This is a genomic window from Microcoleus sp. B7-D4 (genome assembly GCF_036705125.1).
Lineage (GTDB): Bacteria > Cyanobacteriota > Cyanobacteriia > Cyanobacteriales > Microcoleaceae > Microcoleus.
In genome coordinates, this window is the sequence record NZ_JAUBTT010000018.1 from 1 (window position 1) to 23540 (window position 23540).

General features: G+C 44.5%; 27 protein-coding genes and 3 pseudogenes. 14 read left to right on the forward strand and 16 right to left on the reverse strand.

Translation table 11 applies throughout. The features are described from left to right. The coding region (locus tag QUB12_RS09480) for a hypothetical protein (RefSeq protein WP_333306529.1) at positions 1-184 on the forward strand (184 nt) is incomplete at its 5' end. 147 nt (positions 185-331) lie between these two features. On the opposite strand, the gene QUB12_RS09485 is transcribed toward QUB12_RS09480, so the two are convergent. The 3 genes from QUB12_RS09485 to acpP all read right to left on the reverse strand — a co-directional run bounded on the left by QUB12_RS09485 (position 332) and on the right by acpP (position 1717). Further along, complete coding sequence (locus QUB12_RS09485) at positions 332-688, reverse strand: hypothetical protein (protein ID WP_333101778.1); 357 nt, start codon at positions 686-688, stop codon at positions 332-334. A gap of 122 nt (positions 689-810) precedes the next feature. Beyond that, the gene (locus tag QUB12_RS09490) at positions 811-1284 is read right to left on the reverse strand and encodes a hypothetical protein (protein ID WP_333147641.1); all 474 of its coding nucleotides are present in this window, start codon (positions 1282-1284) and stop codon (positions 811-813) included. Between the two features lie 202 nt (positions 1285-1486). Further along, positions 1487-1717, reverse strand: a complete 231-nt coding sequence (gene acpP, locus QUB12_RS09495; RefSeq protein WP_333283457.1) for an acyl carrier protein — start codon at positions 1715-1717, stop codon at positions 1487-1489. A gap of 1441 nt (positions 1718-3158) precedes the next feature. Here acpP and QUB12_RS09500 point away from each other — a divergent pair. Both QUB12_RS09500 and QUB12_RS09505 read left to right on the forward strand, forming a co-directional pair. Next, complete coding sequence (locus tag QUB12_RS09500; protein WP_333306531.1) at positions 3159-5765, forward strand: dynamin family protein; 2607 nt, start codon at positions 3159-3161, stop codon at positions 5763-5765. A 79-nt stretch (positions 5766-5844) separates the two neighbouring features. Next, positions 5845-6789, forward strand: a complete 945-nt coding sequence (locus tag QUB12_RS09505) for a fructosamine kinase family protein (protein ID WP_333306533.1) — start codon at positions 5845-5847, stop codon at positions 6787-6789. A 73-nt stretch (positions 6790-6862) separates the two neighbouring features. Here the strand turns inward: QUB12_RS09505 and QUB12_RS09510 are convergent, their stop codons facing one another. Next, complete coding sequence (locus tag QUB12_RS09510) at positions 6863-8563, reverse strand: ABC-F family ATP-binding cassette domain-containing protein (protein WP_333306534.1); 1701 nt, start codon at positions 8561-8563, stop codon at positions 6863-6865. A gap of 361 nt (positions 8564-8924) precedes the next feature. Between QUB12_RS09510 and QUB12_RS09515 the strand changes: the two are divergent. The 4 genes and pseudogenes from QUB12_RS09515 (at position 8925) to QUB12_RS09530 (ending at position 10552) form a co-directional block, all read left to right on the forward strand. Then, positions 8925-9340 (forward strand): annotated as a pseudogene (locus tag QUB12_RS09515) (element excision factor XisH family protein). After that, a pseudogene (locus QUB12_RS09520) lies at positions 9328-9651 on the forward strand (XisI protein). The pseudogenes QUB12_RS09515 and QUB12_RS09520 overlap by 13 nt, the downstream one beginning before the upstream one ends. A gap of 134 nt (positions 9652-9785) precedes the next feature. Further along, a complete protein-coding gene (locus QUB12_RS09525; RefSeq protein ID WP_333147652.1) occupies positions 9786-10160 on the forward strand; it encodes a DUF433 domain-containing protein in 375 nt (124 codons plus the stop codon). Next, positions 10160-10552 (forward strand): ACP S-malonyltransferase, encoded by a 393-nt coding sequence (locus QUB12_RS09530; RefSeq protein WP_333147654.1) that lies wholly within the window; start codon positions 10160-10162, stop codon positions 10550-10552. Before QUB12_RS09525 ends, QUB12_RS09530 begins: the two co-directional genes overlap by 1 nt. Positions 10553-10733: 181 nt before the next feature. Here QUB12_RS09530 and QUB12_RS09535 read toward each other — a convergent pair whose 3' ends face one another. Together QUB12_RS09535 and QUB12_RS09540 are read right to left on the reverse strand one after the other, a co-directional pair. Beyond that, entirely contained in the window at positions 10734-11660 is a 927-nt protein-coding gene (locus tag QUB12_RS09535; RefSeq protein WP_333306536.1) for a hypothetical protein, read from the reverse strand. 49 nt (positions 11661-11709) lie between these two features. Continuing rightward, complete coding sequence (locus QUB12_RS09540) at positions 11710-12534, reverse strand: amino acid ABC transporter substrate-binding protein (RefSeq protein ID WP_333300287.1); 825 nt, start codon at positions 12532-12534, stop codon at positions 11710-11712. Positions 12535-12739: 205 nt separating this feature from the next. Between QUB12_RS09540 and QUB12_RS09545 the strand changes: the two genes are divergently transcribed. The 3 genes from QUB12_RS09545 to QUB12_RS09555 all read left to right on the forward strand — a co-directional run bounded on the left by QUB12_RS09545 (position 12740) and on the right by QUB12_RS09555 (position 14962). Then, positions 12740-13576: an Rpn family recombination-promoting nuclease/putative transposase gene (locus QUB12_RS09545; RefSeq protein ID WP_333142816.1), complete on the forward strand. Its 837-nt coding sequence runs from the start codon at positions 12740-12742 to the stop codon at positions 13574-13576. Positions 13577-13820: 244 nt separating this feature from the next. Then, complete coding sequence (locus QUB12_RS09550; RefSeq protein WP_333306539.1) at positions 13821-14627, forward strand: pentapeptide repeat-containing protein; 807 nt, start codon at positions 13821-13823, stop codon at positions 14625-14627. Between the two features lie 98 nt (positions 14628-14725). Then, positions 14726-14962 (forward strand): element excision factor XisH family protein, encoded by a 237-nt coding sequence (locus QUB12_RS09555; RefSeq protein WP_333142818.1) that lies wholly within the window; start codon positions 14726-14728, stop codon positions 14960-14962. On the opposite strand, the pseudogene tnpA reads toward QUB12_RS09555, so the two are convergent. Continuing rightward, positions 14955-15361 (reverse strand): annotated as a pseudogene (gene tnpA, locus QUB12_RS09560) (IS200/IS605 family transposase). The gene QUB12_RS09555 and the pseudogene tnpA sit on opposite strands and share 8 nt — an antisense overlap. A 79-nt stretch (positions 15362-15440) precedes the next feature. On the opposite strand from tnpA, the gene QUB12_RS09565 reads away from it, so the two are divergent. Genes QUB12_RS09565 through QUB12_RS09575 form a run of 3 tightly spaced genes read left to right on the forward strand, consistent with a single transcriptional unit; the run spans position 15441 to position 17387 of the window. Then, on the forward strand, positions 15441-16718 hold the full coding sequence (locus QUB12_RS09565) for a transposase (RefSeq protein WP_333300285.1): 1278 nt from the start codon (positions 15441-15443) through the stop codon (positions 16716-16718). Between the two features lie 34 nt (positions 16719-16752). Beyond that, positions 16753-17055: an element excision factor XisH family protein gene (locus QUB12_RS09570; protein WP_333142820.1), complete on the forward strand. Its 303-nt coding sequence runs from the start codon at positions 16753-16755 to the stop codon at positions 17053-17055. Continuing rightward, a complete protein-coding gene (locus tag QUB12_RS09575; protein WP_333101792.1) occupies positions 17043-17387 on the forward strand; it encodes a XisI protein in 345 nt (114 codons plus the stop codon). Before QUB12_RS09570 ends, QUB12_RS09575 begins: the two co-directional genes overlap by 13 nt. A gap of 48 nt (positions 17388-17435) precedes the next feature. On the opposite strand, the gene QUB12_RS09580 is transcribed toward QUB12_RS09575, so the two are convergent. From QUB12_RS09580 to QUB12_RS09595, 4 genes are all read right to left on the reverse strand, one after another. Further along, a complete protein-coding gene (locus QUB12_RS09580; protein ID WP_333142821.1) occupies positions 17436-17687 on the reverse strand; it encodes a hypothetical protein in 252 nt (83 codons plus the stop codon). Positions 17688-17846: 159 nt separating this feature from the next. Then, on the reverse strand, positions 17847-18209 hold the full coding sequence (locus QUB12_RS09585) for a helix-turn-helix domain-containing protein (protein WP_333142822.1): 363 nt from the start codon (positions 18207-18209) through the stop codon (positions 17847-17849). Between the two features lie 44 nt (positions 18210-18253). After that, a complete protein-coding gene (locus QUB12_RS09590; protein ID WP_236504535.1) occupies positions 18254-18544 on the reverse strand; it encodes a helix-turn-helix domain-containing protein in 291 nt (96 codons plus the stop codon). 108 nt (positions 18545-18652) lie between these two features. Further along, positions 18653-19018 carry a helix-turn-helix transcriptional regulator gene (locus QUB12_RS09595; protein ID WP_333032907.1) on the reverse strand — a complete coding sequence of 122 codons (366 nt, stop codon included), beginning with the start codon at positions 19016-19018 and terminating at the stop codon, positions 18653-18655. 227 nt (positions 19019-19245) lie between these two features. Here QUB12_RS09595 and QUB12_RS09600 point away from each other — a divergent pair, with 227 nt between their 5' ends. Next, a complete protein-coding gene (locus tag QUB12_RS09600) occupies positions 19246-19683 on the forward strand; it encodes a hypothetical protein (protein WP_333306541.1) in 438 nt (145 codons plus the stop codon). A 15-nt stretch (positions 19684-19698) separates the two neighbouring features. Here QUB12_RS09600 and prfA read toward each other — a convergent pair whose 3' ends face one another. The 5 genes from prfA to truA all read right to left on the reverse strand — a co-directional run bounded on the left by prfA (position 19699) and on the right by truA (position 23511). Then, on the reverse strand, positions 19699-20793 hold the full coding sequence (gene prfA / locus QUB12_RS09605; RefSeq protein ID WP_333057797.1) for a peptide chain release factor 1: 1095 nt from the start codon (positions 20791-20793) through the stop codon (positions 19699-19701). Positions 20794-21139: 346 nt separating this feature from the next. Further along, on the reverse strand, positions 21140-21448 hold the full coding sequence (rpmE, locus tag QUB12_RS09610; RefSeq protein WP_333306543.1) for a 50S ribosomal protein L31: 309 nt from the start codon (positions 21446-21448) through the stop codon (positions 21140-21142). Between the two features lie 212 nt (positions 21449-21660). Then, positions 21661-22074 (reverse strand): 30S ribosomal protein S9, encoded by a 414-nt coding sequence (gene rpsI, locus QUB12_RS09615; protein ID WP_194067224.1) that lies wholly within the window; start codon positions 22072-22074, stop codon positions 21661-21663. After that, a complete protein-coding gene (gene rplM, locus QUB12_RS09620; RefSeq protein WP_015178725.1) occupies positions 22074-22529 on the reverse strand; it encodes a 50S ribosomal protein L13 in 456 nt (151 codons plus the stop codon). Before rplM ends, rpsI begins: the two co-directional genes overlap by 1 nt. 139 nt (positions 22530-22668) lie before the next feature. Continuing rightward, complete coding sequence (truA, locus tag QUB12_RS09625) at positions 22669-23511, reverse strand: tRNA pseudouridine(38-40) synthase TruA (RefSeq protein WP_333057795.1); 843 nt, start codon at positions 23509-23511, stop codon at positions 22669-22671. Positions 23512-23540 lie beyond the last annotated feature (29 nt).

Below are 23540 nucleotides of genomic sequence, written 5' to 3' on the forward strand. Positions count from 1 at the left end.
CCGAGGGCTTGACCTCTCTTTCTACATGGTGATGATGATGACTTATTTCTCTGCAGTCTTCAGGGTTTTTTACCCTTCTAGTTTTTCGGTCTCTACACAGACGCACTGCCACCAATCCGATTCCATCCTCAACTCGGTTGTTAAATCCCCATGTGGCGAAGATATTTGGCGGGTCACTGCCTGAGAAAATAGATCGATGCCTGGGATTTTATAATAAGATAAAGCCTCTTTCTGATATCAAGAAAAGGGCCTTGTTTGTTGAGATGATTAAACAAAAAATAGAGAAAGGATACCGATCTGGGTTGTTGTTATGTTTATCTCTTTGCTGAGACTAATCTTGATTGTTCATATCTTCATGTTTGTTTACTTCTCTCAATTTACGACCCAAATATTTAGCTCCTCTACGACCGACAAACTTAGCTCCTGCTGATAAAATGCTTTGATCCTGTTCATGAGAATTGTTTGGGTTTTGGGGTTGTTGTTTGTCTCTCCCAAAACTAGCAATAAATTCAAAAGCTGTTATCAAGCCTACTAGCAATATTAGAACGACCAAAAATATCGACATCAGCAATAATCCCAGCAATAGTACAGCACCCTTACCCTTCAGACTAACCAAGATGATGGTGATAATGTTCTCCCACCAAGAACAGCCCCAGCGTCCACAAAATTCTGCCAAAATTAGTTGCATTAGATTTTTACTCCTTAAACTGTATGTCCCTAACTTTTTTGTTCTAACCGCGCTTCGTGCTTTCTTCAAGAGAAGAGCCGATCGCACTTTGGTAGAAATAGCAATCGCCCTGGTAAATTTAGCTAAGTATCAATCACTTTGGCTAAAGAAGGTGGTGCTGGTGGAGACTGAGAGGGTCGGGAAATATAGCTCAGTTTAGGACGACAAGCTTCTATAATTTCGTTCCGAAACTGGTTGATTTTATCATTTTTTGCACAAAACAGAATCAGATTATTTCTACTTGTATAAATGACAATATAACGCTGTTTTACAACAAAAGCCAACACAATAAATATAATACCAATGAAGAAGAAACCGAGGGTTAAAATTCCGAGTCCGAGCAGCCACCAAGTACAGCCTTCCCCAATTTCAACTGCTTTGACATTTTGAATGGGAATGACAATTTCTTTGATTTCTAAGCCAAAAAATGAAGTGAAATTTCCTTGTAAGGTGTCCCCAATAATTTTAAGAGTTCCAGTTCCACTGGTTCGGAGTGGAACTGCACCGACTAATTGACCGGGAAGACCGCTGATTTGTGTAACTGATTTAGACTTCATTTTCTTTGATTATTGTTGTACTAAAAATGACATGGCTCGTACAGAATTTGTTTTCCGCTGTGCCTGAGTTCTTGGTAGGGAAACGGCAGTGCTGTGTACCTACACCGATCGCTCTTCTGAGTTGGTATTACATTAAACCTTTAAGTCTTTCTAGTGCTTTTTTCTGTTTCAGGAATTTGAACTTGGTTACTGTCTTTGCTTTTTAAACAGCAACTTTTTTGTAAATGTAATCAACAGCCTGTTGAACCGTTTCTATGTTCTCCGCAGCTTCATCGGGAATTTCAATGTCGAATTCCTCCTCGATCGCCATGATTAGCTCTACTGCATCGAGAGAATCGGCTCCTAAATTATTGGCAAAATTAGCGTTGATGGTGACTTCACTTGCATCAACTTCTAGTTGCTTGGCAACAACGGCTTTGACTTTTTCATAAATTTGTTGCTTAACCTTATGGCTTGGGGAAGATTCTGCAACAACGGTAGGAGTAGCGGTATCAGTTGTAGTTCGATCGGCATCTAATTCTAATTCCTCTTCCGATTCATCTCGGACTCTGAAGTAGTAAAAGAGATTAGCAACAGCAAAATCAGAGGCTTTTTCCAAATTCGACGCTACTAAACTTTTATGACCCGTTATTTGCCCTTGCTTAATGATATAATCTTCATAATTTTCACGTCGCTGCCGATCGAGCATCCATTCCAGTTGAGTGCGAAGCGCATAAAAATGAGACTTCGGCCGCAAATTTTCATAAAATAACTGTTCGTCTGGGATTGCTAAAGCTGTTGCGGCTGAGTTTTTCTCCACCTTAACAGCCGAGTCAGATTTATTAAAATCAGCACTTTGCAACTGCTTTAACTCACTTGGCGGCAAAGATTTAATCCATTCAATCTGATGAAGCCAAATGTCTAATGCGGCTAAATCGTGATTGTGAATTCGCGTAATTTCAGGAAAAAGAAAGTCAAGCTCTTCGTCTGAGTCACAACAGTCTATAATACCGAGGCCGTCTTGACGGATTTTTTGTTGCAGTTGAGAAATCCGATCGCCCGCAGCACCAAATTCATTCTGCACCTGATACGTGCCGATAATACTTTGCTCGATCGCCCAACCGCACTCTAATCGGCGCAACTGTCCCGCCGCACAGGTTTCTGCCAACAAATGCGGGTTTCTGTAATCGGCTAAAGCTTCAAACAACATCCCCCGCGCCGCATCAATTTCAGCATTGCGGCGGTTGATATCTTCCAGTCGCAAAGCCGATCGCATTCGTTGAATTGCTTGATTAAATAACCCGTAAGCCTGCACTAAGACTAAACGGTGGTTCTCAAATTTTATATCTGCAACAACTTCGGAAATTAATTGCTTAATTTCCGCACCTTGGCCTTTCAAAAGTTGTTCTAAATTGATGAAACCGTTTTCTACTTTAACTTCCAGCTTTTCAACTGCTTTTTTTAGTTTCAATGTCTGGTGCAAATTCACCGCCGACAAGGCTACCCCGGCGAAAGTTCCAACACCAATGACGGCTGTTGTCGCTTGCAGCACGCCCAAACTGGCTTGGACGGCTTGAAAGCCCATGTGCATTTGCTGCATCTGCAAGCCGCCCATAACAAGCTGCATGGGAGAGACTAAGGGGGAGAGAGGGCTATTGTTGAGGGCCGCGCCGACGGCATGGGCCGCAAACTGTCCCGTCGCTGCATCTCTCGCCATGCCGATCGGCACTCCAGCAGATGTAAACACTTGTGCGTACTTGCCAGCCTCGATCGCAGCCTGTACCGCTGCGGGAAATACAAAGTTCATCATCAATTTTTACCCTGGTAGCAAACCACAGAATAACTAATATATTATGATAGTTTAAATAAAAAAAAATTATCACTACGCCCTGCAAATGGACACTTCGCTAATTAGTCCGCAAACGGTTGAGCTTGTTTCGCTGCTGACTGGGCAAAAACTACGAAAAGAGGATATTACTCCGCCTCTGCTTTTTCTGGCGGCGCTAGTGACGGTATTGTTGGGAGTCATTCATGCCGACGGTACGGTAAGTGCTGAGGAAAAGCAGCGATTGCGGACAACTTTTACGGAACTTATCCCCGCTAACAACAGTTTGCGCCCATTGGTAATGCCGATGGTTAAGAGCGTGCAAGACCGGCAAGTTTACAATAAAGTGACGGCGTTGCTGGCGCTGACAGCGTGTTTTTCTGAGGAGGAAAAACTACTGCTGATTAGTTTTGGGTATCAAATGTCGGCGGCAGATGGGACAATAGACGATCGCGAAAAACAGTATTTGCAAAACATCGCCAACAGACTCGGAATTGCTGGGCGATTTTTGACTGTTTTGGAAGCGAGTTTTAGCAATCAAGCAATCAGCGATACAGCAACTTTAGCAGAAGTCCACTCGTTACTCGCTCCAGCACAATTTCAATCTCTCGATTCTATGTTTGTCCGTGCTGCTAGTCACATTATCCAACATTTGCCAGCCAAACCGAAACAGCAAAAAAATCACAAAAATTCAGTCTCGTCCTATCAGGAGTTGAAAAATTTTCAGGAGTATCGGCAACAACTGGATGCTGTTTGTGGAAAACTAGGTTTAACCCTGCGAGATGGAAGCGATCGCAACGTGCTATCTCCTAATTTAACAGAAGAAGTAACAAAGATATCTCGTAAATTGCAATCTCAATGTTTCCGCGTGGCTGTTGTCGGCGAGTTTAGTAAAGGCAAATCAACTTTACTCAATGCTTTGCTGGGCGAAGAAATTCAACCCGTGCGGGATATTCCCTGTAGCGGTACGGTAACGGTTTTGAAACACGGGCTACATCAGCGGGTAATTTGCAAATACAACGATGGACGCGAAGAGGAGATTTCACCTGAGCAATATAAAGATAAAGCATCGATTTCTGAGGAAGCTGCTTTAGGTTCTGTTGGAGATGAAATTGTCAATTCCGAAATCAAAGAAATCATTTTCGAGCATCCGAATCTCGAATTGTGTACCAATGGTGTAGAAATTATTGATACTCCCGGATTGAACGAACAAGCGGAACGCACGTTAGTCACCGAACAGGTTCTCAAAACAACTGATGCGGTGATTTTTTTGACTCACGCTCAAAATGCTTTGACAGAAAAAGAGCGAGAACTCCTGTTGTACTTGAAAAAAGAGTTGAATCAGGGTAAAGATAATGAAGCTGCGAGAAATATTTTTGTTTTAGTTAATTTTGCCGATTTGCTGCGCCGGGAAGGAAGCGGAAAGCAGGTAAGAGAAAAGGTAGAAAGGTTTGTTAAAAATCACAATTTTATTGTGGGTGAAAACCGGATTCATTTTATTTCGGCTCAATCTGCACTTGAGGCAATTTTGGACGGAACGGAAAATGAGTATGTGAAATCTTTTCAGGATTTTACTAAATCTATGGAAGAGTTTTTGACAGTTGAACGGGGGGCGATCGCTCTTCAGCAATCTGCCGCCGGAATTAAGCAAATTATTAATACTGGCTGCGATGAATTGAGTCAATATAGGGAAATGTTAGAAGGAAATTTGACAGTTTCTCAAGGAGATAAGGCGAAGATTTTTGAACAAATGGCGGAAGCAAGCGGCCGCGATGTTAAGATTAGAATTTTAGCTAATGAACTGAGGGAGGAAGCTGTAGGAGAAGCTATTGAATCTTGGAATGAATGGGCGGAAGGATTGGGCGAGCGCCTCGCTACAAAAAGTAATAAATGGACTTCGGAGCATAATCATATTTTGAGCCAAGACAAATTAATTCTAAATTATGCTAATCAATTTGTGTTGGAACTAACACAAGAAATTGATATCTGGATCGAGCAAAAATTGCAGTTTATAGTAAAACAAAAAATAGAAAATTTAGAATTAAAAATTAAAGAAGAGATTTATGCAATCCGACAAGAGTTTCAAGAATTCGATCGGCGACTTAGCACTAGCCTTGTTACTCAATTCAAGAACTTAGGAATAGCAGAAAAGTTGGATAGAATTGGTATCGGTGGACTAGATATCGCTCCCTCAATCGACTCAGATATTGGAGGTGCTGGAGGTTTTTTGGGTGGTTTAGGTCTTGGTGGAGCCGTCGCGGCTATATTGCTGGCGTTTACAGGACTTGGTATTATTCCAGTAATTTTAGGGGGATTAGCGAGTGCTGCGGGTGGCTCATTTGGGTTCGGATGGCTAGATGTTGATGGAATTCATGTTCAGATTAAGCAAAAAGTCTTTGAGTTAGGGTTTAAGAAGTTCGACGAATCTTCGCAGTCGATTTTTGATAAGATACACGAAAGAATTATTGCAGTATTTGAAGAAAGAGTTGAGACGAGTAGCGGTGCTATCGCACAAGCAATGTCGCTGTGGGAAAATTTATTAGAACAGCAGGAAAAGCGCGATCGCCAAAATCAAGCAGAATGCGAGGTCCAAAAAGTTTGGCTGGCTGAAAAACGTCGGGAACTTCAAGAAATAGAAAGGCAAATTGAGGCAGTTTTAAATCAAAGTGCTGGATAATTTACCAAAGCTTGATTTGCGATATTTGTTACTCTAGCTGTTAAACTAATTACGATCGCACTAAACACGATTTCATGCTATGTGGGAGAAAATTGCCGCGCACATCTGTGAAACAGCCGGAGAAACATTTTCGATCGCCAATCGCCGTTCCGTCAGCGGTGGCTGCATCAATCAAGGCTATTCTATCAGCAGCAGTTCCCGCACTTACTTCGTGAAAATCAATCAAGCTTCCCAAGTCGCGATGTTTGAAGCAGAAGCGCTGGGTTTGCAGCAAATGCGGGAAACCCAGACGATTCGAGTACCTGAGCCGATTTGCTGGGGAACTGAGGGGAATTCCGCTTATATTGTGCTGGAATGGCTGGATTTGGGAAGTCGCGGGGGCGATCGAGCTTGGGAAGAAATGGGGCGAAAACTCGCCGAAATGCACAAATACACCCCCCCCAGCTCAGGGCGGGCACGGGGGCACCGCCCCTACACTTGGGGGGGAGAAGAGCTTGATTCTGCCTTGCTGAAGAGACGTTTTGGTTGGAGTGTTAATAATACGATCGGCTCAACTGTGCAAATTAATAATTGGACGGCCAATTGGGCAGAATTTTGGGCAGAACATCGGATTGGTTATCAGTTAAAATTGGCTAGGCGTCGGGGCGGTCATTTTCCGCAAGGGGAACGTTTATTAGAGATGATTCCTGAGTTGTTAGCAGGTTATGAACCTCAACCCTCGCTAGTTCACGGGGATTTGTGGGGGGGAAATGCGGGGGTGACATCTGCGGGGGAACCGGTCATTTTTGACCCAGCAACTTATTTGGGAGATAGAGAAGTTGATATCGCGATGACGGAGTTATTTGGCGGGTTTGCGCCGCAGTTTTATCGAGGATACAATCAGGTTTTGCCGTTGGATGGAGGCTACGAGCAGCGCAAAACTTTATATAATCTATATCACATTTTGAATCATTTTAATTTGTTTGGTGGGAGTTATGAGTCGCAGGCGAATCAGATTATTAATAGAATATGCGGTGAGAAATAGGGATTTTTTATTTCTCACCGCAGATGAACGCAGATGAACGCAGATGTAAGGTTTATCTACGACCGTTGCCGCTTTATTTTTGCTTAGCTGTTGCTTTTTTCTTCGCTTCTTTTTCAGCTTTTTTAGCCGCTTTTTCAGCTTCAAGTTTGGCGATTTTTGCTAGCTCTTTTTCTTCGGCTATTTTATCGAGATAGTAGTGGTAATCTCCCAAATAAGGGCGAAACTCTCCATCCCGGATTTCGACTATTTTGTTGGCGACTTGGGAGATGAAATAGCGATCGTGCGAAACGATAATTACGGTACCGTCATAATTCTGAATCGCTTCTTCCATCATCTCTTTCGCCGGAATGTCGAGGTGATTTGTCGGTTCGTCCAAAATCAGCAAATTCACGGGAGTCAACAGCATTTTTGCCAAAGCTAGGCGGGCTTTTTCGCCGCCGCTTAAAGCGCCAACCTGTTTGAATACTGTTTCGCCGGTAAACAAGAACCGCCCCAACAAAGTCCGAACTTCTTCATTTTTCCAGTCGGGTACTTCGTCGTGAATGGTTTCGATCACGCTTTTATTCAAATCTAAGGCTTCTGCCTGATTCTGTTCAAAGTAACCGGGGATGACGTTGTGGCCTCCCAATTTTACCGTACCTTCAGAAGGCTTTTCTAAACCCATAATCAGTCGTAGCAGGGTGGATTTGCCCGCGCCGTTGGGACCTAGAAAGGCTATACGATCGCCCCTTTCAATTAATAAGTCGGCTCCCAAAAATAGGATTTTTTCGCCGTAGGTGTGCACCAAATCTTCAATTATTGCTACTTCGCGGCCGCTGCGGGGTGCGGGGGGAAAGCGGAAATGCAAAGTTTTTAATCCGCCGGTGGGGGCTTCGATGCGTTCGATTTTGTCTAACTGTTTCTCGCGGCTTTTGGCTTGGGTGCTGCGAGTGGCGCTGGCGCGGAATTTTTCTACGAATGCTTGCTGTTTTTCGAGTTCTTTTTGCTGGCTTTCGTAGGCGCTGAGTTGGGCTTCTCTGGCTTCTGCTTTTTGCAGCAGGTAGGAGGAGTAGTTGCCGAGGTAGGTGCTGGAAACGCCGCGTTCGGTTTCGACGATTTGGGTGCAGAGCCGATCGAGAAATTCTCGGTCATGGGATACGATTACCATTGGGGTTGTCAGCCCTTTGAGGTATACTTCCAGCCATTCGATCGTTTCTAAGTCGAGGTGGTTGGTAGGTTCGTCTAACAGCAGGATGTCGGGTTTTTGGAGGAGAATTTTGCCCAAACTCATCCGCATTTGCCAGCCGCCGCTGAAGGCGCTGACTAATCGATCGCCATCTTCGGGTTCAAATCCGATTTCGGGCAGAATTTTCTCGATTTGGGCTTCTAAACCGTAGCCGTTTAAGCCTTCAAATTGCCGTTGCAGCCGATCCATTTTGTGGATCAGTTCGTCGAGATTTTCAGGGGAGGAGTTTTCCAAGTCTCGATGGACTTGCATCAGGGATTCGTGGACTTCGTTGGCTTCGCTGAAGGCGCGCCAAAATTCTTCTTTGACGGTGCGAGTTGGATCGACTTCAAATTCTTGGGAGAGGTAGGCGATGTGGAGGCTGGCGGGGCGAATGACTTCGCCTGCGGTGGGTTCTATTTCGCCGGCGATGATTTTGAGTTGGGTGGATTTACCGGCACCGTTAACGCCGACTAAGCCGATGCGATCGCCCGGTTTGACTTCCCAGGTGACATCTTTGAGTACGACGCCTGTGGGGTAAATTTTACTGATGTGTTCGAGTCGCAGCATTGTTGTAGGGACTGGGGAAGGGCAGGTTTAGCGGCGGATGGGATGCCGGCGCTGAGGTCGAGTTAATCTTAACAAATTTTAATTATATTTAGACAGTGGCAATATTTTTGATTTGGTGGGACTTACGCGAAGAAACCGGGTTTCTATGAAAAATCGCATATTCTCAACTAGAAATCTACGAATAAACCCGGTTTCTGGCCTCGACGTGGGTGCAGGACTATTTGGGTAGGGCGATCCTCTTCGAGGGCTTCGCTAACGGGCGATCGTGTTGTTTCAGATTGAATTTCTCGAATAATGGTTGAGACTTCTGCACATTATAAATAATAGTCAGTGTCAACCTCGATCGCAAAAGAGAGCGATCGTGCCAGCAAGAGACATTTATCATCAAGTTGTCAAACAGGCTCTCATTAAGGCTGGCTGGACAATTACCCACGATCCGTATACCTTGGCTTGGGCGAAGAGAAACCTATCGATCTTGGTGCCGAACAGCTATTAGTTGCTAAGAACAACGATCGCAAGATAGCCGTTGAAGTTAAAAGTTTGATCGGAGAGTCTAGAATTGCAGATTTAGAGCAAGCTTTGGGTCAATATACTCTTTACTATGACATCTTAAAACGGACGGAATCAGAAAGACAACTGTATCTGGCAATTCCACTAAATGCTTTTACAGAGCTTTGTGAAGGAGAAAATTTGGGTCAGATATTGCTAGATAATAACCGTCTAAATTTGGTTGTTTTCAACCAAAAAATAGAGGAAATAGTACAATGGATAGCTTAAATAATTATCGCAAACTTGTTAAGCAGCTCCTTACTGAATACGCTGAGATTCCCGTTTTTGACAGTAGAACCCAAAATGAAATAATTTTTGATTTGGAAAATGACCGTTATATGTTAATAAATATAGGTTGGTTTAATGAGTAGCGCATTCACCATTGCGTGATTCATATTGATATTATTGACGGTCAGGTGTGGATTCAAGCAAATAATACGGATCGCCTGATTGCTGAGGAGTTAGTTGCAGCGGGAGTTCCGGCTAAATCAATTGTTTTGGGGCTTCAACCGCCTGATGTTAGACCTTATACTGCTTAGGTCGTGCCTACTAGGGAGCAGCAGCGAGAATCTTTGAAAGTATGATGGAGTGGAAGGGATTTGAATTGGAGGGCGAGAATTTATGAGTCGATACAGTAAGGTAAAATGAAGATAATCGCTTAAAGGTTACAACTATGACTTCGGTATCAAGCGGAAAATCAACCATTATTCGCACCGAGCGCGGACTCACGATCGCAGGTACGCGGATTACACTTTATCAACTCATGGATTACATCTGCGCTGGCTATCCACCCAAGCTAATCCACAATCAGTTTTACATAACCGACGAACAATTCAACGCAGCAATGTCCTATATTGAAGCAAATCGTACTGAAGTAGAGGCAGAGTATCAAATAGTTTTGCAACAGGCAGAAGAAATCCGGCAGTATTGGGAAGATCGCAATCGCGATCGACTCGCTCAGATTGCAGGAATGCCGCCAAAGCCCGATCGAGAGGCAGCTTGGGCAAAACTTCAGGCACGAAAAGCTAGACTTGCTGTATCAAGCTGATGATTTTTATAATTGACCATAATATTGAGGGGCAAGCTCTCATGCTTTTTGGCAGCATAACTGCCGGAGGTTGGCTTGATTTACTATCGATTCGCTTCGTGATTTTTGAAGAAGTTCAGTTACCAATTAATAGTAGCGATCGAATAGTTTGGCGATTTGCTCAAGACAACCAGATGATTCTGCTGACAGCAAATCGCAGTATGAAAGGAACAGATTCGTTAGAGCAAGTTATTCGTGAAGAAAGTTCACCAACTTCGCTACCTGTTGTTACTCTCGGAAACATCGATCGAGTGGCTGAGCGTGACTATCGGGAGCAATGTGTCGATCGCTTGATTGAGCTTGTACTTTACATCGAAAACTATATAGGAGTTGGTCGGATTTTCATTCCTTAACACTGTCGGCTTTAAGGGACGATTGAGCGATCGGGCTTTTTATTATTTGTTAAGGGCGATCGCGCTTCAAAAACCTTTAAAGCAGGCGATGGGAGAAGGTTGTAGAAAGGTGAGGGTGATGAGGTGCGAGCGCTTTTAGGAGTGAAGGGGCGATCGTAATTCAAGGGCGTGTTTTTTACTATCAGGGACTTGGTGAAGGGCTAGGTGATGAAATTAACTCACCATTTTTCCAATTTCCTGATTTACGAGTGCCATCAGAATATATAATTATTCCTAAACCGTTGGCCTTGTCATTCTGCCACTGCCCTTCAAAGCGATTGCCATTAGCCCATGTGTATATTCCATAGCCATAATATTTTCCATAAAGCCAATTCCCGGAATAACGATCGCCATTAGACCAAATAATAGTACCTACACCGTTATAGTTGCCATTTTTCCACTCACCGTCATAACTTTGTGTCTCATTGTTTTTAGGGTAAGTCATATTTCCTTTACCATTGATTTCGTTGTCACGAAACTCACCTACATAACGCCGACCATCAGCATAGGTCAAAGTCCCTTTGCCATTGCGCTTTGTTCCGTCATTGCTCCAGTCTCCCTCATAGCGATCGCCATTCTTATAAATATACACACCCTTGATATAACTATTATTTTTCCACTCACCTTCTAGGCGATCGCCATTCGCATACATTAACAAGCCTTTACCATTTCTTTTATTATTGAGCCATTCCCCATCGTAGCGATCGCCATTCGTATAAGTAAATACCCCTTTACCATTCTTTTTATCATTGAGCCATTCCCCATCGTAATGACTATCATTGGTATAAGTAAACACGCCTTTACCATTGAATTTCCCTACCTTGAACTCCCCTTCATAGCGAGCACCCTTGGCAGAAGTCCATACTCCTTTACCATGTGGCTTACTATTTAAAATATCACCTTTATATCTACTACCAGTCTCGTATGTAATCTCATTAGTCAGAGGGCAGAAACCTGCTTGCCAACCAATACATTGTTTAATTTCACTCTGAAAAATATGGATTGACGATCCTACAATAGCTACTATTACTCCACATACTAGGGTTTTGATTATTCCTTGTTCGTTCATAAAAATTACTTAACAAAGCATTGAATAATAGAAGCAACCAACGGTTTGATTATCTACTGCAATAATCAATAGTTGCTTTGAGATAAGGCACTAATTCTCCAAACCAAGTACCCCAAGCCTGTTTTCCTTCACTGCTATTAATGAAAGAATTAACAGAATTTTGCCACTGAGAATCGTTAGCGGGAAGTATCATCCCATATACGTCACAGGAAAGAGGTTGGCTGGGCAATAAAGCAAAAGTATCTACAGGCAATCCTTGTCTGACTGCTTCTCCTACCAAAAGAACCGTATCGCCCGCAAATGCAGTAATTTTACCGTTCGATACTGCTGTTATGCCTAAATATCTTTCGGTAAACTGTACTATTTCAGCACGAGGATATACTCTGGCAACTGCTGCTAAATTAGCAGAACCTTGAAGGACGCCAATACTTGTATTTGACAAGTTGACGTTTCTATTTTGATTTTTGACAAGCAACTGTGTACCTGTAATAAAAAATGCTTGAGAATACTTAATATTTTCGACTTGTTCTTTAGCGCTGCTGATTGTGTTAGGCCCACACTCTATATGCACATTTCCGTTTCTCACGAGCGCCTCGCGATTTTGAATAGTAGAACGGACTGCCACTACATTAACATTTCTGTTTAGTTGTCGGCTGAGGCTGTTTGCTAGTGCACCTGCAAAAGTTGTACAATAGCCTTTCCAGCCTTGTCCGTCTTCATAGCCAAAAAACACAGCATCTTTTCTAATCCCAACTTTTAAAACTCCTGTTTGCTGAATTTCTTGCAACACAGTCCGCGCCCAGCTTGCCGAAGGAAAAAGCACTGTGCATATAATGCTAGATGTTAGAAATATCAGTTTTAATCGCTTATTCATTATTCTATATTGCTACCTATGGAGCACTGCTCGCGAGCTATTAGTGAAATACTTTATCAACTCGATCGCATCTTTGTCAGTGATAAAAAGTGATAAAAAGTGATAAAAAGTAAGGACTTTCCCCAAATTCCCCAAAAATCTCCTCTCAGATAGATGCTCCTAGAGTTAAACTCTTGTAAATAACCTTTCTCACAACCCAACTTTCTTGGCCTACGACAACACCTGCAAATATCTAGCCGAAAAATTCCCCGCAGCCTTCGTCCGCTGGCTGCTACCAATTGACGAACCCACCAGCGTTCAGGTACTCAAAACCGAACTAATTCAAGAGCCCATCCGAGCCGATTCTCTCGTTTTCCTGCAAACAGATAACCAAATCCTGCATCTGGAATTTGAAACCAGACCCTACTCCGACCCGCCGATCGCCTTCAGGATGCTAGACTACTACGTCAGGCTCAAACGGCAATACTCCTGTTCCATCAATCAAGTAGTAATCTTTTTGCAGCAAACAGCCTCAGAACAAGTTTTTGTATCGGAGTACACAGACGCGAACACCCGACACGGATATCGAGTTATTCGCCTCTGGGAACAAGACCCCGCTTTACTGCTGTCAGTCCCCGGCTTGCTCCCACTCGCAACACTATCTCAAACCAACTCGCCGCGAACTTTGTTAGAGCAAATAGCTACTCAGATTGCTACAATAGAAGAACCTACTCAACAAGCGGATTTACTCGCTTGCACCCAAGTGCTCGCAGGTTTGAGATTTGAAAAAGACTTAATCAGACAACTATTTAGGAAGGAAACTATGCGCGGTTCTGTGATTTACCAAGAAATTCGCGAAGATGGCCTCCTTGAAGGAAGGAAAAATGAGGCGCTGTCGTTCCTCAGTCGTCTGTTGATTCGACGTATCGGTACGATCGCACCTGAAACAACCGAGCAAATTCAGACTTTATCCGTAGAAGAATTAGAGGATTTAGGAGAGGCGCTGCTGGATTTTTCAGAAGCCTCAGATTTAACCAATTGGTTGAATGAACATCAGCCTTAATTCCTAAGATATAGCCTCTTATATTAATTTAATGGGTCGTTGCACATATCTCGATCCCCCTAAATCCCCCTTAAGAAGGGGGACTTTGATCAAAATCTTGTCCCCCCCCTTGTAGGGGCGGTGCGACCCCTACTCCCCGTGCCCGCCCGCCCTCTTTAGGGGGATCGGGTTCTATGCAGCATCATAAAAAAATGGTATTATTGTCAAAACTTCACCAAATATATACTTTAAGGAAACTTAAGCCATGACCGTTGATGAAGCAATCGCGATCGCAGAAACTCTCCTCGATGGCGAAGGCTTAAACGACGTGCAAGAGCTCATCTTCAGACAATGCTGGGAAGGCAGACATTCCTATGAGGAAATTTCTCAACTCTCTCAATATAATGATGAATACATCAAAGCGCTGGCGGCTAAACTCTGGAAACAACTCTCAGAGGCTTTTGATGAAAAGGTAAAAAAAAATAATTTACGCTCTGTTTTTAAGCGATACTTGCGGCGAAATCAAGTGACTTTACATCGAACTCAAGTTATTGGAGTTAACCTCAGCGGTGCTAACTTAAGCGGAGCCAGACTATCATTCGCAAACTTAAGTGAATCTGATTCGTCAGCAGATTTACACGGTGCAATTTTAGCTGATTATAATACAGTATCAGATGAAATTATCAAGGCCGAAGACGCGCACAACCAGGGAATTTTGTCGAGCATAGAAGAACGGATTTATCACTGGAATGATTTGCGCTTTCGCTGCGAAGAAGAAGTAAAAATAGCCGAAGCCCTCGATCGCACAAACACCCTATTCTTCCCCAACTCCAAAGCCCGCCTCACCACACCCGCAGGCCGACAAAACCAAGAACCAGATTTCCTCATATTTCACCAAGGCAAATGGGGAATTCTGGAAATATGGCATCCCGACACAGAAAAAGATGAAACGCGCGATCGCCTGTTTGCATCTCACGGTATCAGCATCATCCACTATTGCGACGCTAACAGATGCACAGAAGAACCCGATCGCATTGTCCAAGAGTTTTTAGACATATTGAGTCAGGGATAGGGCGATCGCATTTAGTTAAGGCGTATTTCTGTATCGATCGGCGATCGGGCCGCACGATTCAATGGTAAAATAGGAATAGTAAAGCGTTCTCAGTGGCTATGCCTGCCAAAGATCGATTTCATGAAGCCGTAAAAGTCGCCCTCCAAAAAGATGGCTGGACAATTACTGATGATCCACTTACAATCCCGATCGAGCGCCTCAGCAACCTCTACATTGACTTTGGAGCAGAGAAGTTACTCATAAGAATTAATACGGGATGCGGGAAACTCAGTGGCTTCAGCCCTGAGAGGGAAGCGACTCGGGGGACTTCAGTCAAGAGTGTCTTTCTTAATTAGCAGAGTGATGCGGATCTTCGATGTATTTCCTAACAACTTCACTACTAATATTGCCTGCGGTACTAACAAAATAGCTGCTCGTCCACAAGGACGGCAGCTTTTTTAATTCTGGAAATTCAGCCCTTAAATTATGACTAGAACGTCCCTTGAATGCCTTGACAACTAACGCAGGAGTATCCATCGGCTTAACCGCTACAAATAAGTGTACGTGATCTGGCGCTACTTCCAGAGCTAAAATATCCCAACCTTTCTCGATTGAAAGTGCTAAAAATATTTCACGCAGCTTAGTTGCTACACTGCCAACCAGAACTTTTTTCCGGCGTTTGGGATAAACACAAAATGGTAATTAAGTAGGAATTTGACGTGGTTGTGAGTCTGGTACTCAGGAATTGGCAACATAAAGTTTTGTTGTTATGGATTGACTTATCCACTATACTCACCTAAACTAAATAAATCAACTAAATTTCGGGAAAAAGAGGTGACTAAAGTCAAAAAAACAATGGGAGTGCAGCAAGTATTGTTGTCTCCTACCAAAGAAATTGAAGCCGTATTACAATATCTTTGTCGGCAATCCGGCAAGCTGTACAATAGTGCTGTTTACTTCGCTCGTCAAACACTTTTCAAAACAGGAAAACTGTTGACTGGAAAATTTGATTTATCTTTTGAACCGTCAATCGCAAAGTCGATGGTTGCTAAGTCGCTGCCTTCAACGCCTATGCAACAAACTTTGATGTCGGTTACGGAGGCGTTCAAAAGCTTCAAAGAGTTAAAAGCTTTGTATAGCAAAGGTCAATTGCACTTTAGACCCAAGCCTCCGAGCTATTTAACAGGCTCTAAATTGTTTAAAGTCGCCTACCCAAATTCTGGTGGATTAAAGCCAGCGCTTGTCGGCGACCAGTTGAGATTTTCCCTGGGCTTAACAGTACGGCGCTGGTTTGGGGTTTCTGAATTCTTTCTACCTATGCCGTCAAATATTGACTACACAAAGGTTAAAGAGTTCACGATTCTCCCTAAGAATGGCGCTTTCTATTTAGAAATGTCTTACGAAGTAGAATGTAAACAACATGATTTGGATTACAATCAAGCTCTATCAATTGACTTGGGGACGGCTGACAACTTAGCAGCTTGTGTTGACACGCTTGGAAATTCTTTCTTGGTTGATGCTCGCGCCATGAAGGCGATGAATCAACTTTGGAATAAGAAAGTAGCGACTAGAAAAGAAGGAAAGCCCACGGGTTATTGGGACAGTTGGTTAGACCGCGTAACCCGCAAGCGCAATCACCAGATGCGCGATGGTGTCAGCAAAGCTGCAAAGTTAATTATTGACCATTGTTTGAAACACGGTATCGGTAATCTAGTGATTGGATGGAACCAAGGGTTTAAGTCCAATGTTGATATGGGCAAACTGAACAATCAAAAGTTTGTTCAGATGCCATTAGGAAAACTGAAAGATCGCTTAAAGCAACTTTGTAATTTACACGGCATTAAGTTCACTGAAACAGAAGAAGCATACAGCTCTAAAGCTAGCTTTCTTGATGGAGACTTCCTACCCAGGTATGGTGAAAAACCGCTTGGATGGAAAGCATCTGGAAAGCGAATTAAACGTGGATTGTATCGCTCTGCTAATGGAACTATAATTAACGCGGATCTGAATGGCGCGGGCAATATTCTAAGAAAAGTAGCCAGTAAGTTAGGTGTAAAACTTGACCGACTGGGTAGACGGTGTTTGGCCACCGTAGCGAGAATTAGACTTTAGTAATAACTAGAGTTATTCTGTCAGCAGAATCTCAGTGGCTTTAGCCCGCTTGAGTGTCAATGCCGAGCGCAAGGGTCAAAAAATCGCTGTTGAGGTCAAAAGCTTTCTTGGAGCCTCTACACTTTCGGAATTTCATACTGCCTTGGGTCAGTGTCTTAACTATCGCTACGCACTCGAAGATACCGATCCCGATCGAAAACTTTACCTCGCCGTTCCTGTCAGCATTTATGACGACTTTTTTGTTGTTCCCTTCATTCAATCCGTCATTCAAAGGAGTCAAACCCGTCTCATCGTCTACGATCCTACCAGAGAGGAAATCAGACAATGGCTAAACTAGATCGTTATCGAAATGCCGTGCAGCAAGCCTTACTCAACTATGCTCAGATGCGTTCTGGAACTTCTAGCAATTCAGAGTTAGAACTCCAAATTCTGTTCGATCCACAGCGCGACCATTACCAATTAGTGTATGTCGGCTGGTACAAAAGTAAGCGTGTCTACGGCCCGATTTTACATCTCGATATTAAAGATGAAAAAATCTGGCTACAACTCAACACAACGGCAGACGATATCACCCTGGATTTAATGGAATTAGGTATTGCTAAAGATGATATTGTTCTGGGGTTCCATGCACCCTATATGCGCCAATTTACAGAATTTGCCGTAGGTTAATAGCATTCTGCTGCATCGATTGCTTTATTGTATCGATTAATCGATTGCTCATACTGGTTGTGAATCGCCACCCAAAACCGATTCCCGCAAATTCTGCCAGTACGCAGCCGTAACGGGTTCCCCATCCGAGTCTAAACCCTCTTGCAGCAAACCTTCTAGTTTAGCTTGTGCCTGTTTTCGCTGGCGATCTTGCTGCACCAAGTCTAGAAAATACTCTACCGCACTGGCATAAGCCCCTGCCTGAATTTGATCCTCAATATAGGTTTGCAGCTCTTCTGGTATGGCAAGAATAACGTTCATCGTCAACACAGATTTAGGATATCTATCATTGTATCGATCGGCGATCGGGCAGCGCCATAAAAATTAAAATTAGCAGCTTGAACATCGGTTTGACACTTTTGGATGTTCACGACTTAAAAGCTACTCGATCGTACCTACAAGAAAACTGGTCTATCTACATCAACCATACTTCCCAGAAGCTACAGCAGCAGCCAGTCGCTCCATACCAGCTCGAACAATCACTGCTAAGTCACTCAGTGGCATACATTGAATTTTCTTAAGCAGATCGTTAGTATCTACGGGTTCCTGCACCGGCTTGCCTTCGAGATGAGCCATAAGCTCTTCCATCGTAAAGCCTGCTCTTGTCGCAATCTGAGTCAAATTTTTCGTATCTGGAAGTACCTGCCCCTTTTCCCAATACAAGACAGAAGCAGCAGAAACTCCCAACAGCTTGCCAAAAGCGGTCAGACTCATCGAGCCCCGCGCTAATTTAACAACCTCACTCAGTTTTTTCTTAGCTTCTGCGTCCACGGTATCAGCCACGAGATAACCACAACTCCTAGTTTACAGATAAATTTGCTTCATATTCATTCTCCAGCAGCCTCAGCCGACGCAGCGAATCTATCCGCTACAGCTTTAGCAATTAGCGCCACCTGACTCAGAGGCAAAAACTGAATTTTTTTGAGAATATCGTTAATTTCTGAAGGTTGCGAGACTGGATTGCCATCCAAAATGCTGAGAAACTCTTCCAGAGTATAGCCTGCTCTCGCTGCGAGCTTACCCAAGTTTTCCGTCTCTGGAACCGTATCGCCCCTTTCCCAAAGCTGAACAGCAGTCGCAGAAACGCCTAAAAGCTTACCAAACGCTCGCTGACTCATTGTTCCACGAGCAGTTTTGATGATTTCACTAAGTTTTTGTCTATTTTGGATGTTCACAACTTAAAAGCTATGCGATCGTATCTACGAGTCTACTTACGAACAGATACATCAACTATATTTCCCAGACGACTCAGCCGCCGCCGCGAGTCTATCCATCACGGCTCTACCAACCACGGCTAACTCACTAATTGGTATACATTGAATTTTTTTCAGCAGATCGTTAGTATCTACCGGTTCACGCATGGGTTTGCCTTCCAGATGAGCCAGCAACTCTTCAAGTGTAAACCCTGCCCTCACAGCAATCTGAGCCAAATTTTCTGTATCTGGGATGCTCTGACCTTTTTCCCACAACTGAACCGCAGTCGCAGAGACACCCAGAAGCTTGCCGAATCCCCGCTGACTCATGGAACCGCGAGCTAGTTTGACAATCTCGATCAATTTTTTTTTAGCTTCTGCGTTCACAACTGCCGTCACTACTTAATCCCACATAATTCAGTTTACTTCCCAACTCCCAAATTTTCCACTTGCAATTCATAATTACACTTGACACAGGGGCGCATTGCAAGTAAACTAATAATTACAACCTAAGTGTTGATACGCCGAACGGGTCGCTAAACAAATGGTTCTGAGCTAGGAACCCAACATAAGGGGACAGCCCGATCGAACTTTGAAACCGAAGACAGACATCAGGGAAAGTAAAAATGACCAAGAGACGCAATCTAAAAACTCACAAGCCCAGCCGCACCCGTCAAAGCCTTACAGCCTCCGGTTGGCTAAAACCCCAGCGCTGGCAAATCTCCAAAATAGAAGCAGCCGAAGCCTTGAGAATGCCCGTCAACCGCATAGTCAAAGTTTACCCCAAACAACATCAAGTAATAGTCGTTTACCTGAACAAGAAAGGACAAAAATGCAGTTCCTTTTTCAGCTACAGACTATTTGCCAGATGGCAACAAGAGGCGATCGCAGCAATTGCCAGTTGTCGAAACCAGCAAATCCTAGCACCCCTAGAAGTCATTGTACAATACGACCTCGAACATTTCAAATATCCAGTAGCGATCGCCGATGCAATTTGGGAAGCCCTACTCAACCAGATCTCCCGCGTAACAAGGGAACTGAGGCTGAGCAAACAATGCGCCTAGCCCCCCATCACTCCATCAATTAGTAGAAGCAGCCAACTCAGCCAAACGTTCCTGCTGATCCTGAGAAATGCAAGTTTGAATAATCCCCTCAATATCTCCTTCCAAAACACTATTGAGCGAGAAATTTTCCCCCAAACGGTGGTCGGTAGCCCGATTGTCCTTATAGTTGTAAGTGCGAATCTTCTCCGATCGCGAACCAGTACCAACCTGAGCCAAACGCCGCGACTTCACCTCATCCTGCTGCTCCCGCAACTTCATCTCATAGAGCTTAGCCCGCAAAATCTGCATCGCCCGCTCCTTATTCTGCAACTGACTGCGCTCCTCAGTACAGAAAATCCGAATTCCCGTCGGCTTGTGAAACAAATCCGCCGCAGTTTCCACCTTGTTCACGTTTTGACCGCCAGCGCCGCCCGATCGAGCCGTGCTCATCTCAATATCCTTCGGATCGATGTGAATCTCCACATCATCAACCTCCGGCATCACAGCCACCGTCGCCGTCGAAGTATGCACCCGGCCGCCAGCCTCAGTCACAGGCACTCGCTGCACCCGGTGTACTCCAGCCTCAAACTTCAGCTTGCTGTAAACGCTGTCGCCTGTAACTTCCAGAATCACCTCTTTAAAGCCGCCCATTTCCGCCAGCGACTCGCTCACCAACTTCACCTGCCAGCCTTGAGTTTGAGCGTAGCGCGAATACAGCCGCAGCAAATCTCCCGCCCAAATACTAGCCTCATCTCCGCCAGTACCCGCCCGAATTTCCAGCATAATATTCTTGTCATCGTTCGGGTCGCGGGGGAGCAGCAAAACCTTCAAACGACTTTCCAAATTCTCCAGCTTCGCCTCAAGTTCCTGAACTTCCAGCCCAGCCATTTCTTGCATATCTCGATCGCCCGCGGCTTCCTTGAGAACCTGTCGCGCGCCCACCAAATCTTCCTGAGTGGTTTTCCACAAAGCAAAAGTATCGACCACTTCCTCCAAGGACGATCGAGCTTTCGCTACCCGTTGAAACTCTTGATTGTCCCTAGCCACATCCGGGTCAGCCATGCGGCGAGTCAACTCATTAAAAGTTTGCTCTACCGACTTCAATTTATCCAGCAAATAAGATTCAGCCATTGTCAGTTGTCCTTTGTCAATCGATTTTAGATTTTAGATTTTAGATCTTAGATTTTAGATTTGAAGAACAGTCGGGATAGAATCTCGATAGAACTCAACTGCCTGCATAGCGAAGTCTTCAATCTAAACTCTCCAATCCGAGGGCGGATCGATTTTAGATTTTAGATTTTAGATTTTAGATTTTAGAACTCAAGAGCAGTTAGGATAGAATGTCGATCGAACTCAACTCGATCGAACTCAACTGCCAGCCGTAGCAAGTCTTCAATCTAAAATCTAAAATCCAAGGGCGGTAAGTTGCCAGTAGAAAGAACTACTCTCAACAAACTGCGGACAAATGACAATCCGGCTACTTCTTCTTTTTGCCTTTAGCTGCTGCCTTAGAAGCATCTGCTTTCGGGTCTTCCATTTTCAGCGGTCCAGAGGAAGCATCTGCCTTCGGCATTTCTACCTCGGTCATGCCGTATTTCCGCATAAAGCGCTCCACACGACCTTCAGTATCAATAATCTTCTGAGTGCCAGTATAGAAAGGATGATTTCCCGACCAGACATCAACTTGAAGCTTTGGTCTAGTGGAACCCACAGTCATCACAAGTTCCCCGTTGCAATAAACCTGAGATTCGGGATACCACTCAGGGTGAATGCCTTCTTTTGCCATTGTTTTTTACTCTCTAATTTTTGACTTTACAACCATTTTAGCTGCCGCAGGACTTGTACACCAACAACAGCACGAATTTTGCCTTATATCTATTGCAACCAGGAATCAGGAATGGGAAATAAACTTCCAAAAAAGGCAGATATAATCTGGATAGATAATTTTTGCCTTTTCCTTCGTCCTTCTTCCTTCTTCCTTCTTCCTTCTTCCCTCGATTACCGCTTCGAGTATTGAGGAGCTTTGCGAGCTTTCCGCAAACCATACTTTTTCCGTTCTTTGGCCCGCGGGTCGCGAGTCAAATAGCCCTCAGTCTTCAGAGGCTTGCGGTTGTCCGGGTCTAATTGACAAAGTGCTCTAGCGACACCCAAGCGAATCGAGTCAGCCTGACCTGTCAAGCCACCGCCTTCGACTTTTACCAAAATGTCGTACTCATTTTCCAGACCCAAAGTTTCCAGAGGGGCCTTAGCGAGAGCCAAATAAGTAGGATTGAATTGCAGGTACAAATCCCCCTCTTTACCATTGACAGTCAGTATGCCAGTGCCGGGAACCAAGCGCACCCGCGCTACGGAACATTTGCGGCGGCCGGTACCCCAGTACACAGCGCGACCCGATGTATCTGTTGCTTGCATTACTCATTTCCTCCCGGAATCGTGTGAACAATTAATTCTTCTGGTTTTTGAGCTTGGTGCGGGTGGTTGGGGCCAGCGTACACCTTCAGTTTAGTAAACAGTTGTCTGCCCAGAGATGTGTGAGGCAGCATTCCCCGTATAGCTTCTTCGACAATTCTTTCGGGCAAACGTGCTTGCAATTTGGCAAAAGTTTCTGTTTTCATGCCGCCCGGTCTTCCAGAATGGCGGCGGTAGATTTTCTGGGTGCGTTTTTTGCCAGTAACAGCGATTTTGTCAGCATTGATGACAATTACGAAGTCGCCGGTATCCATAGAAGGAGTGTAAGTCGGTTTGTGTTTCCCCCGGAGGTACATGGCAACTTCAGTTGCCAGACGGCCCAGCCGCTGGTCGGCGGCATCGACCACGTACCACTTGTGCTCTAGGGAGTCTTGAGTAGGGACGTAAGTTTTGTTCATTGTTTGTTGTTAGTTGTCTATTAACTGTTAACTGTTGTTAGTTGTCAGTTGTCAGTTGTCAGTTGTCAGTTTTTAATTGTTAGTTGTCCTTAGTTTTTTATTAGTAGTTACCTAATGACTAATGACTAATGACTAATGACTAATGACTAATGACTAATTTTGGCTGGGTGTCGTACCAGACCTCTGGGGGAAAGGGAAATTCTGAATAGCCAACCCGCAGCAGGCACAAGCCTTGAGCGGGAGCGGCATATTTTACCATTTCTCGGCGTTCGTTGACCCAGATATCGGTGAAATTGTCGATCGGCCTTTCCCCGCGACCCACCTGCACCAGCAACCCCACCAGCAGCCGCATCATCCCGTACAGAAACCCGCTCGCCTGAACCTCAATATAGATAAGAGGCCCAGAACGCTGACACTCTGCCGCTTGTACGTCCACCCAGGAATGGGGGCGGGCAGAACCCGCGCGGTGGAAAGCAGCCAGGTGATGCCGCCCGATGAGCGGTGTCAAAGCTGTCTGAATCAAAGATTCATCCACAGGAGCGTGATAGCAGTGCCAAGCAAAAGGACGCACAAACAAATTAGGGGTCGGGTCTGTATAAAGGGTGTAGCGATAGCGCCGCCAACTGGCTGAGAACCGAGCGTGCCAGGTAGGTTCCACCTTTGCCGAAGCTCGAATTAAAATATCTTTTGCCAGTCGAGAGTTGAGAACGCTTGCCCAACGGTGAGCCGGAATTGGGCCGTGGGCATCAAAATGGGCTACTTGAGCAGCAGCGTGAACTCCCGCATCCGTTCTCCCAGCAGCGTGCAGCGTTACCGGGCGTTCCAGAACAGTCGATATTGCTGTTTCAATTTCTTCTTGTACTGTACGCTGGTTCGGCTGTCGCTGCCAACCGTGAAAGTTAGTGCCGAGGTATTGGATTACTAGAGCAACGCGCTGTATCGATTGGGGATTTTCGATTGGGGATTTTGGATTGTCAGTCATAAATCACAAATCTCCAACCCAAAATTGAA

Excerpts from the sequence above, each read along its gene's own strand:
- truA (WP_333057795.1), bottom strand. The coding sequence starts at position 23,511 with ATGACTGACAATCCAAAATCCCCAATCGAAAATCCCCAATCGATACAG.
- QUB12_RS09490 (WP_333147641.1), bottom strand. The coding sequence starts at position 1,284 with ATGAAGTCTAAATCAGTTACACAAATCAGCGGTCTTCCCGGTCAATTA.
- QUB12_RS09510 (WP_333306534.1), bottom strand. The coding sequence starts at position 8,563 with ATGCTGCGACTCGAACACATCAGTAAAATTTACCCCACAGGCGTCGTA.
- rpmE (WP_333306543.1), bottom strand. The coding sequence starts at position 21,448 with ATGGCAAAAGAAGGCATTCACCCTGAGTGGTATCCCGAATCTCAGGTT.
- QUB12_RS09505 (WP_333306533.1), top strand. The coding sequence starts at position 5,845 with ATGTGGGAGAAAATTGCCGCGCACATCTGTGAAACAGCCGGAGAAACA.
- QUB12_RS09530 (WP_333147654.1), top strand. The coding sequence starts at position 10,160 with ATGATTTTTATAATTGACCATAATATTGAGGGGCAAGCTCTCATGCTT.
- rpsI (WP_194067224.1), bottom strand. The coding sequence starts at position 22,074 with ATGCAAGCAACAGATACATCGGGTCGCGCTGTGTACTGGGGTACCGGC.
- prfA (WP_333057797.1), bottom strand. The coding sequence starts at position 20,793 with ATGGCTGAATCTTATTTGCTGGATAAATTGAAGTCGGTAGAGCAAACT.
- QUB12_RS09555 (WP_333142818.1), top strand. The coding sequence starts at position 14,726 with ATGCCTGCCAAAGATCGATTTCATGAAGCCGTAAAAGTCGCCCTCCAA.
- QUB12_RS09485 (WP_333101778.1), bottom strand. The coding sequence starts at position 688 with ATGCAACTAATTTTGGCAGAATTTTGTGGACGCTGGGGCTGTTCTTGG.
- QUB12_RS09580 (WP_333142821.1), bottom strand. The coding sequence starts at position 17,687 with ATGAACGTTATTCTTGCCATACCAGAAGAGCTGCAAACCTATATTGAG.
- QUB12_RS09535 (WP_333306536.1), bottom strand. The coding sequence starts at position 11,660 with ATGAACGAACAAGGAATAATCAAAACCCTAGTATGTGGAGTAATAGTA.
- QUB12_RS09540 (WP_333300287.1), bottom strand. The coding sequence starts at position 12,534 with ATGAATAAGCGATTAAAACTGATATTTCTAACATCTAGCATTATATGC.
- QUB12_RS09600 (WP_333306541.1), top strand. The coding sequence starts at position 19,246 with ATGACCAAGAGACGCAATCTAAAAACTCACAAGCCCAGCCGCACCCGT.
- QUB12_RS09550 (WP_333306539.1), top strand. The coding sequence starts at position 13,821 with ATGACCGTTGATGAAGCAATCGCGATCGCAGAAACTCTCCTCGATGGC.
- QUB12_RS09575 (WP_333101792.1), top strand. The coding sequence starts at position 17,043 with ATGGCTAAACTAGATCGTTATCGAAATGCCGTGCAGCAAGCCTTACTC.
- QUB12_RS09500 (WP_333306531.1), top strand. The coding sequence starts at position 3,159 with ATGGACACTTCGCTAATTAGTCCGCAAACGGTTGAGCTTGTTTCGCTG.
- QUB12_RS09590 (WP_236504535.1), bottom strand. The coding sequence starts at position 18,544 with ATGAGTCAGCGAGCGTTTGGTAAGCTTTTAGGCGTTTCTGCGACTGCT.
- QUB12_RS09525 (WP_333147652.1), top strand. The coding sequence starts at position 9,786 with ATGACTTCGGTATCAAGCGGAAAATCAACCATTATTCGCACCGAGCGC.
- rplM (WP_015178725.1), bottom strand. The coding sequence starts at position 22,529 with ATGAACAAAACTTACGTCCCTACTCAAGACTCCCTAGAGCACAAGTGG.